This is a genomic window from Desulfosarcina variabilis str. Montpellier (genome assembly GCF_048565275.1).
Classification (GTDB): domain Bacteria; phylum Desulfobacterota; class Desulfobacteria; order Desulfobacterales; family Desulfosarcinaceae; genus Desulfosarcina; species Desulfosarcina variabilis.
Map to the genome: position 1 here is coordinate 8,639,831 of NZ_CP159846.1, position 15,503 is coordinate 8,655,333.

General features: G+C 51.7%; 13 protein-coding genes. 9 read left to right on the forward strand and 4 right to left on the reverse strand.

The genetic code is table 11. The annotated features are described in order from the left end of the window. Positions 1–21 precede the first annotated feature (21 nt). On the forward strand, positions 22–1,272 hold the full coding sequence (locus Dvar_RS38950) for a formate/nitrite family transporter (RefSeq protein ID WP_419658848.1): 1,251 nt from the start codon (positions 22–24) through the stop codon (positions 1,270–1,272). 88 nt (positions 1,273–1,360) lie between these two features. Here the strand turns inward: Dvar_RS38950 and Dvar_RS38955 are convergent, their stop codons facing one another. From Dvar_RS38955 to Dvar_RS38970, 4 genes are all read right to left on the reverse strand, one after another. Next, entirely contained in the window at positions 1,361–1,459 is a 99-nt protein-coding gene (locus tag Dvar_RS38955) for a type II toxin-antitoxin system YoeB family toxin (protein WP_419664224.1), read from the reverse strand. A 115-nt stretch (positions 1,460–1,574) separates the two neighbouring features. Then, on the reverse strand, positions 1,575–4,163 hold the full coding sequence (locus Dvar_RS38960) for a diguanylate cyclase (protein ID WP_419658849.1): 2,589 nt from the start codon (positions 4,161–4,163) through the stop codon (positions 1,575–1,577). A gap of 219 nt (positions 4,164–4,382) precedes the next feature. After that, the gene (locus Dvar_RS38965; RefSeq protein WP_419664225.1) at positions 4,383–4,826 is read right to left on the reverse strand and encodes a chemotaxis protein CheB; all 444 of its coding nucleotides are present in this window, start codon (positions 4,824–4,826) and stop codon (positions 4,383–4,385) included. Positions 4,827–5,212: 386 nt separating this feature from the next. Beyond that, on the reverse strand, positions 5,213–5,596 hold the full coding sequence (locus Dvar_RS38970) for a Rid family detoxifying hydrolase (protein WP_419658850.1): 384 nt from the start codon (positions 5,594–5,596) through the stop codon (positions 5,213–5,215). A 453-nt stretch (positions 5,597–6,049) separates the two neighbouring features. Here Dvar_RS38970 and Dvar_RS38975 point away from each other — a divergent pair, with 453 nt between their 5' ends. The 8 genes from Dvar_RS38975 to Dvar_RS39010 all read left to right on the forward strand — a co-directional run bounded on the left by Dvar_RS38975 (position 6,050) and on the right by Dvar_RS39010 (position 15,494). After that, positions 6,050–6,577: a hypothetical protein gene (locus Dvar_RS38975; protein ID WP_419658851.1), complete on the forward strand. Its 528-nt coding sequence runs from the start codon at positions 6,050–6,052 to the stop codon at positions 6,575–6,577. 50 nt (positions 6,578–6,627) lie between these two features. After that, positions 6,628–7,872: a tellurite resistance protein gene (locus tag Dvar_RS38980; RefSeq protein ID WP_419658852.1), complete on the forward strand. Its 1,245-nt coding sequence runs from the start codon at positions 6,628–6,630 to the stop codon at positions 7,870–7,872. A 17-nt stretch (positions 7,873–7,889) separates the two neighbouring features. Further along, positions 7,890–8,537 carry a DUF4178 domain-containing protein gene (locus tag Dvar_RS38985; protein WP_419658853.1) on the forward strand — a complete coding sequence of 216 codons (648 nt, stop codon included), beginning with the start codon at positions 7,890–7,892 and terminating at the stop codon, positions 8,535–8,537. Further along, positions 8,534–10,108, forward strand: a complete 1,575-nt coding sequence (locus tag Dvar_RS38990; RefSeq protein WP_419658854.1) for a hypothetical protein — start codon at positions 8,534–8,536, stop codon at positions 10,106–10,108. The genes Dvar_RS38985 and Dvar_RS38990 overlap by 4 nt, the downstream gene beginning before the upstream one ends. 143 nt (positions 10,109–10,251) lie before the next feature. Continuing rightward, on the forward strand, positions 10,252–11,115 hold the full coding sequence (locus Dvar_RS38995) for a DUF350 domain-containing protein (protein ID WP_419658855.1): 864 nt from the start codon (positions 10,252–10,254) through the stop codon (positions 11,113–11,115). A 411-nt stretch (positions 11,116–11,526) separates the two neighbouring features. Continuing rightward, positions 11,527–13,233 (forward strand): polyamine aminopropyltransferase, encoded by a 1,707-nt coding sequence (locus Dvar_RS39000; RefSeq protein WP_419658856.1) that lies wholly within the window; start codon positions 11,527–11,529, stop codon positions 13,231–13,233. 462 nt (positions 13,234–13,695) lie between these two features. After that, on the forward strand, positions 13,696–14,358 hold the full coding sequence (locus Dvar_RS39005; RefSeq protein ID WP_419658857.1) for an ABC transporter permease: 663 nt from the start codon (positions 13,696–13,698) through the stop codon (positions 14,356–14,358). Further along, positions 14,355–15,494, forward strand: a complete 1,140-nt coding sequence (locus Dvar_RS39010; protein WP_419658858.1) for an ABC transporter ATP-binding protein — start codon at positions 14,355–14,357, stop codon at positions 15,492–15,494. The genes Dvar_RS39005 and Dvar_RS39010 overlap by 4 nt, the downstream gene beginning before the upstream one ends. Positions 15,495–15,503 lie beyond the last annotated feature (9 nt).

Sequence of the window (15,503 nt, forward strand, 5' to 3'; positions counted from 1 at the left end):
TAAATCGGGAAGGAGAGGAAAATGGCACAGACGATGTTGATCATAGACGACGATACGGCGGTGCTGGCGTCCTGCCAGCGCATTTTTACTCAGGAGGGATTCGAGGTGACGACGACCACGAACCCGCTGGATGGCCTCGAACTGGCAAGAAACAAGGCCTACACGGTGATCCTGTGTGACTGGCAGATGCCGGAGCTGGACGGCATGAACGTGGTCTCACAGCTTCAGACCCACGCACCCGAATCGGCGGTGGTGATGATCAGCGGCTACCCTTCCGTGGACCGCGCTACCGAAGCCATGAAACGGGGCGTCATGGACTACCTGCCCAAGCCGTTTACACCCGAAGAGATTTCGGCGGCCGTGACCAAGGCCATTTCGGCAAAACTGCTTCAAGAGAAAAAGGCCTTGGGGCTTTTCGAAAAATTCATGGAGAAATTTCCCACCCAGAGCCTGGATGACAAAGGGCCCAAAATCATCGCCGAGACCGTAGCCCAGACGGTAGGCGTCGCCAAGGCGACATCCCCGTGGCTGTCATTGTTCGTGCTTGGAGTAATGGCGGGAGCCTATATCGGCTTCGGTGGCCTGTTCTCCGCATCGGTAACGTTCGACATGGCGCCCTCCATGGGGCTTGGATTAAAGAAGCTGGTCACCGGGGCCGCCTTCAGCCTCGGTCTCATGCTGGTAGTCATCGCCGGAGCGGAACTGTTCACAGGCAACAATCTGATGGTTTCCAGCGTCATTACCGGGCGTACAACCTGGCAGAAAGTGCTCGGCAAGTGGGGGCTGGTCTATTTCGCCAACTTCATCGGCTCCATTCTACTGGCGCTCCTGTTCTACGCCTCGGGGCTCTGGAAGACGGGCAATGGCGCATTAGGCATGGTCGCGCTGAAAACCGCCTATGCCAAGGTGAATCTGTCCCCCACAGAGGCGTTTGTACGCGCCATCGGCTGCAATTGGATGGTTTGCCTGGCAGTGTGGATGGCACTGGCGGCCCGCCAGACGATCAGTAAAATTTTTGCGATTTTCTTTCCTATTATGGGATTCGTGGCGATCGGCTTCGAGCACTGCATCGCGAATATGTATTTCATCCCGGTGGGCATTTTCCTCAGCCGCTGGACTGGCCTGGCCCCGGATGGAATCGATGCGTCAAGCATCACCTGGGGGGCGTTTGTGGTCAAGAACCTGATTCCCGTGACCATCGGAAATGTCATCGGTGGGGCTGTCTTCGTGGGTCTCGGCTATTGGGGGGCGTACCTGCGGCCGTCGCGCTGATGTGTCTGCTGCCCGGCCTTTGAGGGCGCTGAAAAATCTAATGGTATCGAAGCTGGGCAATGTGGTGGATTGCGTCGTCTGAAGTTTTCTACACAAACCGATGTTCATCATCGATTCGGCGGGACCAATATCCTGAGAGGGCGTGTTTGATAGGTGAACAGCGGTGCACGCCCCGACGCTCCAGCACTGGAGCGTCGGAGCCAGTGGAATGGGGAAATAGCGTGACGTTACAGGATGAGGGCCACCAAATTGACCGAGACAAGGTTCATCGATACACCTAACGTTGCATAAAATTCAGTTTTTTACCTGCGCTCAATTGAGCCAAGGGCGGACTTGTCCCCTTCCGGGGATAACTTTACCACAACCCTATTTCGCCCCGCCGCCTTGGCCTGATAAAGCAGATCATCGGCTTCTTTTAACATGTCTTTCAGGGAAGTTCCCAAGCGTGTCGTCAGGCCAGCAGAAATGGTCGCTTGAATGTCTCCGGAATTAGTCTTCGCCGGACTTCCAGCAATTTTTTTTCGGAGTTGCTCAAAATGAACAGAATATCTTTCTGCAACCATATTGGCGGTCAGCACGATAAATTCCTCACCACCGTAGCGGGCCACGATATCGGAAGCACGAAAACTGGATTTCAATATCTGTGAAAGGTGTTGAAGCACCTGATCTCCGGCAGCATGCCCGTATGTATCATTAATGGTTTTGAAATGATCAATATCGATCATTCCGATGCCAATGTATAGGTTTTTGCGTTTTGCGTTTTCATAGAATTTTTCTGCAGTGTTGAAAAAGTATCGCCGGTTGTATAGGCCGGTCAAGTGATCCTTAATGGCGGCATCTTTCAATTTCATGATGTTTTCGAGCATTTCTATGTTCTGGTTGATGCGCCATGCGAATTCTTCTTCATGGTAGGGTTTGCTTACGAAATCATTCGCGCCGTTTTGCAGAAATTTTGCGGAAAGCACCGGGTTTCCCGCAGCTGACATGCCGATAACCGCCATCTCGTCTTTGGGGATTTTCTTTCGTATCTCGGCGGTAAGCTCGAAACCATCCATGGCGGGCATTTGATAATCGGTAATCACGAGCCGTATCTGAGGGTTTTCCTTCAGCCTCTGCAGTGCTTCTTTTCCATCACCGGATTCTATTACCTGATAATTCTGTTTTTCAAGCATCCTTCGTGTAAGCGACCGCGTTACTTTGGAATCGTCCACCACCAGTATGAAAATCGCCTGATTCCTGACGTATCGCCGGATGGTATCCGTCAGTAGTCCGATAGATTGGGGCCCCTCCTTGATGATATAGTCGAAGACCTCTTGAGACATAATCTGGTCCCGGATATCGTCGTTTATCAGGGCCGTCAACACGATTGCGGGAATACCCCTGGAAACGACGAGCTCAACGATCTCACCGTTGGGTGCATCAGGCAGGTTCAGATCTAAAACAGCCATCAGGAACGGGTCGGATTGTTCCTCCAAAATTTGCCTGGCAGCCTCAAAGGTGCCGGCGGTGACACACTCATAACCGAACTTACCGGTAATGTTTTTACTAATAAGGTTTAAAAATACCCGGCTGTCTTCAACAATCAGAATTTTTTCCATAGGAGTCCCTTTCGATTGCAACGCCTGAGGAATTTTAACACATTCCATTGTCGATCGCATCCCATTATTCCTTAATGGAAACAAACCGGTATTTTTGCAAGCTGTCAAATTGATTGCTTTGATTCTATTATTGTAAGATTCAAGATCTATCTTATTATTTTCCAGTTGAAAATTCAAATATTCACAAGCTTCATCACGACATACATTTATTATTTTATTTGACACATTTTTTTCCGAAATATAGTTATTGAATAGATCCCAATCGTTTGCAGCTATCATTCTCCATAGATCATTTATTTGATTGTATTGTTCTTTATTGTAAGCTGGAAAACGGCTTGTGACATCAAACAATACGCTTAAATTTTTTTCAGGCGTGTCATCTATAATACCGCCGCCTGAACTAACAATAAAATTAGGAAAATTTTTAATCTTTTCGTTCAACTCAATTACTTGTTTTTCTATTTTCTCAACATCATCCAATGCCATTGAAATTGTATCTATGTTTCCAAGCGTTACAATATCTGGAGGAATTGTGTAGGCGACTGTTTTCATGTCAACATGATGATCTAAACTCAAACATTGCGCTCCAGTTTTTACAAATTCATCAATTAGGTGATTTGTCTCTCCTGGAACATGTAGAAAGCCCGGCAAAGGAGTATTACCAAAAATTTTTTTTACATATTGAGCTGACGCTTCGAAATGTTTCTGAGATAACATCACTACGACTGGTTCTCCAACCCACAAAAAATCTGCTCCATTTCTTTCACCTTTGTAAGCAATTTCTATAATTAATTCTGCAAAAAAGCTTATGATTTCCTGTATAAATACAGGATTTTTTATGCATTCTCTTAAAAACCGATCTACCCCCAACACATAACTCGTCATCGTTATCGGCCCAAAACCGCCTGATCCTATCGCAGTTGTGGATAACTTTTTAAATTCTTTTACAGCTTTTATATATGGGTTTGCCATGAAAGCTTCGAAGGATCTGGAACCCTTGATTTTTAACAAATCATTCCTGCTATTGATCTGGCCCAAGCAGACATGTTCAGTTTTGAATTTGTCAATATACGTTTTTAAACCAAAATATTTACAAATATCGATATAGGGTATACTGGAAATGACAAAATCATGCCCATATTCTTTAGTCTGGAAATGCAGCCATTGAGCAATTTCTTCTTCAGGAGTCATATTAGAGGTGTCAATTTGCGCATGGAACCTCTTTGCACTTCCTCCACCAACAGGAGAAACCAATCTCCTATTATGACTGACCACATAATCAATTAGTTTCATATGATTTTCTAATCAATTTGGTAAAATCTGATAATCTTTTGCCGCAGCGATAAGATGTTTATCATTGGATGCAATTCGATCAGGATCTAAAAGACTCCAAATGGTTCGTACCATAGTCATTGACCATGGTCAATTATATACATTCTTTGCAAGATTCTGCGGCAGGCAGGATTGTCAAGGAATAGGAAAGTGAGAAGTAAAAGTATTTTTTGCTTGCGCTTACAAACAAAAACGCAGGACTTCCTGAGTAATGTCGTCCAGTGGCATCACCTTGGCGGCGGCGCCACGCTTGATCGCTTCCGCAGGCATGCCGAATACAACACAGGAAGCCTCGTCCTGGGCAATGGTATAGGCGCCGGCTGTTTTCATTCCCAATAGCCTCTGTGCGCCATCGTCGCCCATTCCAGTCATGATCACGCCAACGGCATTGGCCCCCGCATAACACGCTGTCGAGCGGAAAAGAACATCTACTGATGGCCGGTAGCGGCTAACCAGGGGTCCTTCTTTTGTCTCTACATAATGCCGGGCACCGCTCCATTTGAGAAGCATATAACGATTGCCGGGCGCGATCAAAGCTCTTCCCGTGATGACCGTGTCGTTGTTCTCCGCCTCCTTGACAATGAGAGAGTTATTATGACCGGAGGAAATGTTGTAGCTGAGAATAGCCCTTCAGCAAGTCACAGGTCAGCGACCAGAGGATGGTGAACGAGTAGTCCAATCCGCTGAAGCGGTTGCTAAAGAATTGTCAAAGAGTGAGCCAAACACCGGTTTCCTTAAAATCACCATAGAAGGCCTGAAAGAGGCGGCAAAGGCCGTTGGAGACATAACGCCTAATGTCTTGAACACAGCCATCAAGATTGCCAAGTTCCTATCCGCCATACTTTAGGGCCTGTTTGAGAAGTCTGGATCAGGCCCGATGACAAGGCGGAAAGTGGCTCGAAAGCGGAGCATATATGGTATATGTGAACATTTTGAGACAGTTTCCAACGCCGGTAGCGGTCCTTAGACGGATTTATCAAACAGGCTCTTAGCAAAGGGATGGCCAGGGTCTATCCCACCAGCGCCGTGCATTTGATCTCAACACGCGCCCCCTTTGGCAGAGCGCTTACTTCAATGGCCGCACGGGCGGGTTTATGCATGGTAAAATATTCCGCATAAATGGCGTTGAAAGCGGCAAACTGTTCCATGTCGGTGAGAAACACGTCCACGGCTGTGGTTCGCTCAAGGTTGCTACCGGCGGCCAGCAAAATCTGGTTGAGGTTTTCCAGGGCCTGTCTGGCCTGTCGCTCCAAATCCTGGCTCACCAGGTCACCGGTAGCTGGGTCCAACCCCAACTGTCCACTGACAAAAACAAAGGGTGGTGCTACCACAGCCTGAGAATAGGGGCCAATGGCTGCAGGGGCTTTATCGGTTTGCACGGTTTTCAGACTCATTGCGATAACTCCTTTAGCATTTAAATGATACGTTGCGCAGGCGGCTTTTATTTTGGCTTTCAGCCGCGTGGGAAGGAACTCTCGTGGTTGACCCACTTGCATTTTTTCTGCATATTCGTTTTTATAACGTCTGCAGAAAAAAAGGTAACGGGGAAAACATATTAATGTCAAGGAGGTGTTTCGATCCAATCATGTAAACCAGTTCCAGAAGTAAATGAATCAATGGGCAAGCGCATCCTTATCATTGGTGACCCTGTTTCTAAATCCTATGAGAATTGACACACCTGCTACTTGATGATTAAATCCATATATTTTCGTTTTATTTCCACCGAACGAAACACCGTTTTTAACCGTCTTTTAAGGACATCATTCACGGCCATCTATAAATCGGCAGGATTCGCCATTTGCAGAGCGGCACCGAATGCCGTCCATCAAGCCATTTAGAGAGGCCCCATGCTGAAAATCATCCTTGGTTGCGCCATCGCGATTGTCCTGGTTGGTGGGTTCGTTATCTACTATCTAAGAAAAAAAGGCAAATCCAAGGAGGCGGCGGCGGCGGTTGAATCGATCCTGACACCACCGCCACCACCGGTCCGCCCTGAAGATGCCATCGAAGGGCTGGTCGCCTTTAACGTTTTTGTGCGCGATCAAATTCACCTTGTCAGCGATGAGGTGGTTCAGCTTTGCGAACAAATTGTAGACACGTTTCGCGATATCGTTCCCAAAATGATGGAACGTTACCCGGACCATGCCCTGACCTACGAACTGCGCCGGGCCAGCGAAAGCCACCTTTTTCGAAAACTCAAAGAGTATTGTGACATGTCGGAAACCAACCGCCAGGAGCGCGAACCGCAGCTGATCAATCTGCTCAAGGAACTGAATGATCATGCGGTGCGTGGCGCGGACATCATCGAACGCAACGAAATGGATGAATTCGATACGGTGGCCAATTTTATTAAAATGAACCTTAGCGGCGTATAATGGCGCAGGAAAATTCATCGACATATTTATGTAAGGGAGAAAGTCAATCCATGCCAACAGCAGGCGAAGCAACTGAAATCAAACAGATTAAACAGACCGTCGACCAATCACAAGTCCCCGAAACACTGGAAGTGGCCGAGTATGATGGACAGGGGCCGCTGACCCAGGTCCAGACGCCCGATCACATTGTGCCGGTGCGACCTGCCCATCTCGATGACGCCAAGGATCAGGAAATCGGCCAGGATGCAGGCCAGTTTGCCGAAGCGGTGGTCAGCGATCCCTCCAATTTCGAGCTTGGCGACCGCATTTTCGACCTCGGATCTGGTGCCCGCAACCTGATCGACACCCAGGTGTCTCTTTTCGATACGGCGATCGGTACGGTGCTCAAGGATATCAACACCGACGGCGATGACACGTTCCAGGGCACCATGATGCAGCTCAAAATGCAGATCGACCAGATCAATCCTGCCATGGTGGCCCAGGAGGAGTGCATCACCGAAAAGGTGGGCCGAATTTTCAAGAAAACCATCAAACGCCTGCCCAAAGGCGAAGAAATTCTCACGGTGATCTACGAGCGCCGGGAGACTACCCGTTCTACGATTACAGGGCTGCAAAACCACCTGCGCAAACACGGCGAGGCGGTCAACCTGCATGCCGCGGAACTGATCACCATTTGCAACACGCTCAAGGACTGCCAACCGCCGCTGCACGAAGAGATCTATTGGGGCCAGTTGGCCTGGAAAGCGATCATGGAAAAGCTGGAATCGGTCACCGATCCCATGGCCCGCGAGAACATCACCATGCTGACGGCGGATCTGGCCACCGCGGTGGTCGACAACCAACAACTGGACAACATGAACCTGCAGACACGGTACGGGGGCGGCCTGACCGTTCGCAATGCCCGCCATGTGGGACGGGTGATTCGCACCACCAGCACGTTGCTCGGCGGGGTGGCCGGTGCACTGGCCGTGCGGGCGGCGGCGGCACAACAGATGCAGACCATGCAGGTGGCCAATATGATGCAGGATGCCATCGGCCAGACCATGGTCGACACGGCCGAGCAGGTGGGCCAGGCCGTTGTGGCCAGTGCCCAGCAGGCGGCGCGTATGGATAAGAATATCGCCTTTTTACAGGAGGCATGCAACAAGTATGAATTTGCCGCCCAGGCGCTGACCGAGGTGTGCACCAACACCATCAAGGTGGCCGGTTTGTCCTCCAACAAGCTCAATGAGATGAATGCGGTGCTTCGCTCACGCGCCGATGCCGCAGCCGCTTTCCAAGGGAAAAAATCATAACCCGAAGGAGCGTTTCTATGGAGTTCGCCTATTTGAAAAGCGTGCAGGCTCGTCTGGATGCGATCCGCACGTTGACCCGCGACAACCGTATACCGCCCAGCCGGCGGTTCAACTATTCCATCAAGGATATCGCCCCGGGCGGATTCGTTCGCCTGGACGGCGATGTGTGTCACGTCATGGCCGGCGGCCGCTATGATGAATGGGATGAAAAGTACCGCAAAAAACTGGGGTATACGTCCCATGAGTATCGTCTGCGCAACCTGCGCACCGGACAGATCATTCTATTGGAATGGGACGAGGAGGATCAGGTCGTCAGCGCCAGTGTCAGTACCAAAAAGCTAAAGTGGGCGGAGCTGGCCGACGAGGCCGGGGAGGCCATCGACGAGGACGATCTGGAAGAAATGGATTCCGGAGACGGGATCAAGTACAACGGCAAGGATTTCTGGTACGACGATGACTGGGCAGCCAAGTATGTACCGGCCGGCAAGCGCAACGGGGAAAAAGCCTGGATCTATGAGTTCGAAGCCAAAGACGGCGAAATGCTGACCATCGAGGAATGGGGCGGCGGGGAGAAGGCCGACGACTACGAGATCTGGCACTGTCTATCGGTCGATCCAGACACCATCGAGGTGTTGGCCGCATCCGGTGCGAAGGAGGCCTCATGACCTGTCGACGGTGGTGTGCCATAATCGTCGCCTTTTTGCTGCTGGTTGCGTGCGGCATCGACAGGGATCTCAAACGCGAGGCAAAAACGCGCCAACAGGACATGCAAAACGCCAGGTCCCGGATCAAGACCAGCCGGGACAAGTACATGGCCTGGAAAGACACACCGGAATTCGAGCCTTTCGCGCGTTATGAGGCAACCTACGGCTGGCCGGACCAGTATGCGGCGGCGCTTGCCGAACTCGACTCGGCAAAGGCCGTCTGGACTGAAATCGAACAGATCCTGGATGCGAACCAGCCGGAAGACGAGGGCAAGCTCCGCTCCAAGATTATTCAACTCAGACGCCGGCTCGCCGTGGCGTTGCAGAAGTCCAGACAGCCGAACAGCCAGATTCGTTTACTGCACAACCTCATGGCGGATGCCCCATCGCACATCGCCAAAGCCGAGGCGCAGGTGGCCGAAATGAAATCCATGGTCGCCGAGATCCGGCCGCTTGCCGATCAGGCGACGGCCGACAGCAAGACCCACGGCTGGAACAAGGAGGAGGATATCGCCGAGCGCTTCAACGGCTTAAAGAAAATCCACACCGATGCGCTCGAGGCACTGGGCCGCGCCAAGGCCCAAACCACGGCAACAGACACCAACTATGCCATCATTGCCGACGGCCTCCATCAAGTCGAGCAGCAGCGGGAGGCCATGGAGAAGTCCGCCAACGCGGTGAAGCAACGCCTCGGCGAACTCAACCGAAGCTATACCAAGCGGCTGATCGACATGAAGCATGTCTATACTGTCACCATCGGCAGAACAAGCTGGGACAACTACTACGACTATCCCCGCGAGACCAACTTCATTTACCCGCCGCGGCCGGTCGACCAGGCAACGTTCGAGTACCTGTCTAAACAAACCGGCGATATCGCCTCAGGGTTATACCGGCCGCGGCCGCGCATTCCACAGAACATGTGGCGGTCGCTAAACATCGACAGCGACAAACGCGCCCCACAGGGAGACGATAGCGCTGTCTTCTGGGTAAACGATTGGGAGATCCTGTACTATCACCGTTACCGAATCATCGAAAACGGACAGAAGCGTGAAACCGACTGGGAGGCGGTGGATGAGGATGTTTTTGCCGAGAACATCGACAACATGGGCATGGACATTCTGTCCAAACCTTACGGCATGTATGCCGACGAGGCCATGCAAGCGGCCATGCCACCCGGCATGGCCTATGTGGGCAATAAACAATACGGACGCTGGCAACAGGATTCGGCGGGCAACCGTTTTTGGGCCTTTTATGGCCGCTATGCCTTCCTCAACGCCATGCTGGGAGGCAACCGCTATTATTACAACGACTGGGACCGTTGGCGCCGGGACTACCGGGGTCGCACCCCCTACTACGGAAAAAATACCGACGGGTCAACCATATACGGCACGAACGGATCCATGGTTCGCAATGACCCAAATTATCGATCATCCACCTTTGCCAGCCAGGGCGGCATTAAGGCGGCACCGGCCAATATCCGGTCCGCTGCCGGTGGTGTCCGCGGGCGTGGACCGGGCAGCCGTGGTAAATAGGACACACTTAAGCGGTTAACTGTTAGCGATTAGCATTAAAAAGGATATTGAACCGTTTTATCTTAAAGCTAATGGCTAAAAGCGAACCATTCACCTTGGGTATGACACAGGGGCGTTTTATTTTATCAGAAGGAGCTTTTGCCATGGATCAATTGAATAAGGCTTTCATCATCATGGGCAGCGGGCTGGTCTATGTGCTGATATGTAGCGGCTTTGCCTATCTCGCCTGGTGCATTGCCGACTGGCGGACCGCACAAATCGACGATCTCAAGGAAATCGACAACGGCAACATGGCCGTGGGCGTCCGCCGCCTCGGCCTGCTGACCATGTTCGGTTTCGGATTCTCCGGCGCGCTCACTGGTGGCGGAGCCGGTTTCGGCTACGACGTATTAACCTTGGTGGTGGATGGCGCCCTGATCGTTGTCTTTGCATTTGCCTGCCGGTATATCAATGACGTGGTAATGATGGGCCATATCGATAACGATGAACACTGTAAAAACGGCAATTTGGCGGTGGGCCTTGTCGAGTCGGCCAATTACGTGGCCACCGGGCTGATCCTCTGGGGGGTGTTTGCCGGCGACGGGATGGATCTGGTTCGGGGGTCGCTCGGTGCGCTCATTTGGTTTTTAATCGGGCAGACGACATTGCTCGTGATCGGATGGATTATCGAAACCTATTTCACCAGATTCAACATCCGCAGCGAGATTGAAAACGGTAATATCGCTGCGGGCGTGTTTCTGGCCGGGGTGCTGATCCCGCTGGGTATCATTATTCGTGCCAATATCCTGGGCCCGAGTTTGGGACTGATCAACGATGTGATCCTCTTTTTGGCATACATGCTGGTAAGCCTGGTGTTACTGGTGTTGTTCAGCTTCGTTTTCGATCTTATACTCCTGACCCACGCCACGGTCCGGGAGACAGTGGAAGACAAGCGTAATGTAGCCGGCGTCACTGTCGGTGCGGCAGTGAATATTCTGGTGGCGCTGGTGGTTGCGGCGAGCCTGTAGGTAGTGCCCATCCAGAAATGACCAATTTGCCTAACCGGTTCTCCGGAAAGCTCCAGCTGACATCTGTTCCAGCATAGTAGCATGATTTAACTGGTCTATGGGCCAGTGTTAAGTTTAAAGTGTTAAGGAAAGGCATCCTATCGATTCCTATATAAAATCAGATCTGATCCACCACTTAACACTTAGGGTGCAGGTAAAAAATAATTACACCAGATTGCGCCGGATTTGCGTTCGTCTACAAGGCGCATCCGCCGGTGCATATTTGGAATCTGTGCCGGTGGATGGAACGCCGTAGACGGGCACAAGGACAAGCAAGATGGAGTAATTATTTTTTTCCTGCGCCCTTATACAAAACAACCTTGTTGGGAGCTTTCTGGAGAACCGCGTTTGCCTATTTCTGGAAGGACAATAGTGAGGACAACAAATGGCGTCACCGCCGACGGCAAAGCCGCCATTGCCTGGGCCCGTCTGCTGCTCGTCACCTGTACGTTTTTAACCGGTGCGTGCGGTCTGGTGCTGGAGTATATCCAGGCAACGGTTGCCGCCTTCATTCTGGGGAACGCCATCGAGCAATGGGCCGTGGTGATCGGCCTGATGCTTTTCATGATGGGCATCGGCAGCAAGGCCCAGCGGTTCGTTATCGGTGACAAGAATCTGGTCCAGGCCTTCATCGGTATCGAGATCACCCTGGCGCTGGTCGGCGCCTGGTCACCCCTTAGCATTTATGCAGCCTATGCTTACATGGCCAACCATTTCATGCTGGTGCAGTATGGCTTTATCATGTGCATCGGGTTTCTGATCGGCCTCGAGATTCCCGTGGTCACCCGCATCAACCGGGATTACACCTGTGAGCTGAAAATCAACCTGGACTATATCCTCAGCGCCGACTACTTTGGCAGCCTCGCCGGTGCGCTCTTTTTCGCATTTGTGCTATTGCGCTATGTGCCACTGACCGAGAGCAGTTTTATCGCCGCCACCCTCAACTTCGTCCCGGCCATGCTGGCCTTTGTCTATTTTTACCGGCAGGGCCGCATCCAACGCATCGGCGGTTTGCTGGTTGCGTCCCTTTTGGTCTTTGCCTCCCTGGTGACCGGATACACGTACAATCGCGACTGGAATATCAAACTCGAACAGTACTTGTATGACGATCGTATCGTGTACAGTAACACCACGCGGTATCAGCACCTGGTCGTCACCCACAACCCGACCCTTGATGAATATCGCTTCTACATCAACGGTCACATTCAGTACAGCACCACGGACGAGGCCCGGTATCACGAATCACTGGTACACCCGGCCATGCAGGTGGCCGCCTCCCGAAAAAAAGTACTGATTCTAGGCGGCGGCGACGGCATGACCCTGCGGGAAGTGCTCAAGTACAAGGATGTGCAGTCCGTGGATCTGGTCGACCTGGATCCGGATATGGTCCGGCTGAGCGCCACCCATCCGGTCCTGCGGCAACTCAACGGCGGCGCTTTTGACGATGCGCGGGTTCGTGTTGTCGATGCCTTGGGCGTCGAGACGGGCGAGGGGTACGACCTGTTCCAGGAAAACGGGAAGCAGACCGATGAAAAGTTGCCGGATGTCGAAAAAGTGGCGAGGCTGAATGTCATCAATATCGATGCGGACAAATTTTTGACCCACGCCAAACAGCCTTACGATACCATCTTCATCGATCTGCCCGACCCGTCCACGATTGAACTCAACAAGCTTTACACCAAAGGATTCTACAGCAAGGTCAGGCGTCTGCTCACTGATGGCGGAGCCGTTGCCGTGCAGGCCACCAGCCCGTTTTTCGCCCGCGAGAGTTACTGGTGCATCAGTCGCACAGTGGCCGCCGCGGGATTGAACACGGTCAACTACCATGTGAATGTGGAAAGCTTTGGCGATTGGGGGTTTGTCCTGGCCACCAAAAGCCTGAAAAAGGGGTATGTAGAAAAACGCATGGCTGAGATGTCTCTGGATGGAATCAACACCTCGTTTTTAACAGCCGAGGTGTTTCGGGCTGCCTGCGTGTTCGGCAAGGACTTGATGCAGGTCAAGCACGATGAGATCAATACGGTCATGCACCCCGTACTGACCTACTATTATCTCAAGGAGGACTGGCAGTACGATTAGCGATTAGGTGTCTTTCAACCCGAAAGTGAAAGTATATTTTACGATGTTTCAATTGTTATCCTACCACCATTTGGTATTCAGAGAATGCTCTACTTTCGGGAAGAAAGGCAACCCGGAAATCTACATGCGATTGCCCTGCCGGTGATCTTCAGGGCAATTTGACGAAACCAGATGGTTGATCTATACTGAATTCGTCCAATCGCACAAATATTTATTTATCCAACAAGCAAATCAAACGGTCCAGATCAAGGCTTTCGAAAAAGCATGTCGAAAGCCATCATTCGATATTGTTGCTTTGTTCAGCACAGATAGAAAAGACATTGGACATTGTTGAATAAAAACGACCTGCCTGATTGTTAGAAAAATACGGCAGCACGCTTGGCCCGGAGCCAGGGATGTTCGTCGAATCTTAGTTCACCGATCCCTTGGCAACATCGAAACCCGACGGATTGCAGGTGCCCCATGGAAGAAATTTTTCAATATGTGATCAGCAATTTTCCCACCATACTGCGGTTGACCATCGAGCATCTTTATCTGGTGAGCATATCGGTGGGCGTTGCCATCCTGACCGGCGTCCCCATCGGAATTCTCATTACCAAAGATAAAAAACTTGCCGATGCCGTCCTGTATGCCGCCTCGGTCGTCATCACCATCCCATCGGTTGCCATGTTTGGTCTGATGATTCCAATACTATCACTGGTCAACCGGGGAATCGGGTTCTGGCCGGCGGCCATCGCCATTTTTCTGTACTCCCAGTTGCCCATCATCCGCAACACGCACACCGCCATCAACAATATCGATCCCGCCCTTCGCGAGGCAGCCAAAGGCATGGGCATGAGTGACTGGCAGCGCTTGGCCAAGGTAGAAATCCCGCTGGCGGTACCCGTGATCATGGCCGGCGTACGCATGGCCGTGGTCATGAATATTGCCGTGGCCACCATCGCCGTTTACATTGGTGCGGGCGGTTTGGGAACCATCATCAACGAGGGAATCACCGGCACCAACAGCACCAAACTGATCGTGGGGGCACTGGCCGTGTCTTTGCTGGCGATTATCGCGGACTACCTGTTTCTTTTCATCCAAAAAATGTTGACACCAAAAGGCTTGAGTGGGGAGACGTCATGATTCGGCTTGAAAATTTGACCAAACATTTCGAGGTACCGGGCAAAGAGCCGGTGATCGCCGCCAACAATGTTTCCATGGAAGTCGGCAAGGGAGAGATTTGCATTTTCCTGGGACCATCGGGATGCGGTAAAACCACGGCACTGAAGATGATCAACAAGCTGATCCCCAAGACCTCCGGGAAAATCTACATCGATGAGCAGGATATCGACAGTATGGACCCCATCGCCCTGCGTCGAAAAATCGGCTACGTGATCCAGCAGATCGGCTTGTTCCCCAACATGACCATCGAGGCCAATATCTGTGTGGTGCCGGACCTGTTGAAGATGGACAAAAAAAAGAGCCGCGAGAAAGCCTGTGAACTGATGGAGATGGTCAACCTGGACCCGAAAATCTTTTTAAAGCGATACCCACGGGAGCTTTCCGGCGGGCAACAGCAGCGTATCGGCGTGATTCGGGCGCTGGCCGCAGATCCACCGGTGATGCTCATGGATGAGCCCTTTGGCGCCATCGATCCCATCAACCGCGAGGTGATCCAGGATGAATTTCTAAAAATGAACGCGGAGCTGGGCAAAACCGTTCTGTTTGTCAGCCACGACATCGACGAAGCCATTAAAATGGGAGACAAGATCGCCATCTTTCGGGAAGGTGTTCTCGAACAGTGCGATACACCGGACGAAATCCTGGCCAACCCGGCCAACAGCTTCGTCAAAGAATTTGTCGGCACGGATCGCGCCTTGAAACGGCTCAAACTCCTTAAGGTCACCCGGGCCATGATGCCCTTCCGCATGGTTCTCAAGCCCGAGGACACAATGGAAGCGGCGGCCAACAAAATGAGCGACCGCAAAGCCCACATTGCCGTCGTGGTCGGTCCGCGAGGACGTGCGAGGGGTTATGTTACCAGCGAAGAGGCCAAAGGCGTCCGCAACGGGATGGTCGCTGACTTTATCGATCCCATCCCTGGCATGATCAATGAGAACGACAACCTGCATGACGCCGTATCGCAAATGTATGCCCATGCAACAGACTGGATGCCCGTGGTGGACGATGAGGGCATTTATAAAGGATATATCACCCAGCACATCATCGCCAGTCTTCTCGGAGAAACGCCTCGTAAGGTAGGCGATAAAATCGTTTAGGATCGAGAC

Coding starts and splice junctions, on each gene's coding strand:
- Dvar_RS38950 (WP_419658848.1), top strand. CDS start 22: ATGGCACAGACGATGTTGATCATAGACGACGATACGGCGGTGCTGGCG.
- Dvar_RS38960 (WP_419658849.1), bottom strand. CDS start 4,163: ATGAAACTAATTGATTATGTGGTCAGTCATAATAGGAGATTGGTTTCT.
- Dvar_RS38970 (WP_419658850.1), bottom strand. CDS start 5,596: ATGAGTCTGAAAACCGTGCAAACCGATAAAGCCCCTGCAGCCATTGGC.
- Dvar_RS38975 (WP_419658851.1), top strand. CDS start 6,050: ATGCTGAAAATCATCCTTGGTTGCGCCATCGCGATTGTCCTGGTTGGT.
- Dvar_RS38980 (WP_419658852.1), top strand. CDS start 6,628: ATGCCAACAGCAGGCGAAGCAACTGAAATCAAACAGATTAAACAGACC.
- Dvar_RS38985 (WP_419658853.1), top strand. CDS start 7,890: ATGGAGTTCGCCTATTTGAAAAGCGTGCAGGCTCGTCTGGATGCGATC.
- Dvar_RS38990 (WP_419658854.1), top strand. CDS start 8,534: ATGACCTGTCGACGGTGGTGTGCCATAATCGTCGCCTTTTTGCTGCTG.
- Dvar_RS38995 (WP_419658855.1), top strand. CDS start 10,252: ATGGATCAATTGAATAAGGCTTTCATCATCATGGGCAGCGGGCTGGTC.
- Dvar_RS39005 (WP_419658857.1), top strand. CDS start 13,696: ATGGAAGAAATTTTTCAATATGTGATCAGCAATTTTCCCACCATACTG.
- Dvar_RS39010 (WP_419658858.1), top strand. CDS start 14,355: ATGATTCGGCTTGAAAATTTGACCAAACATTTCGAGGTACCGGGCAAA.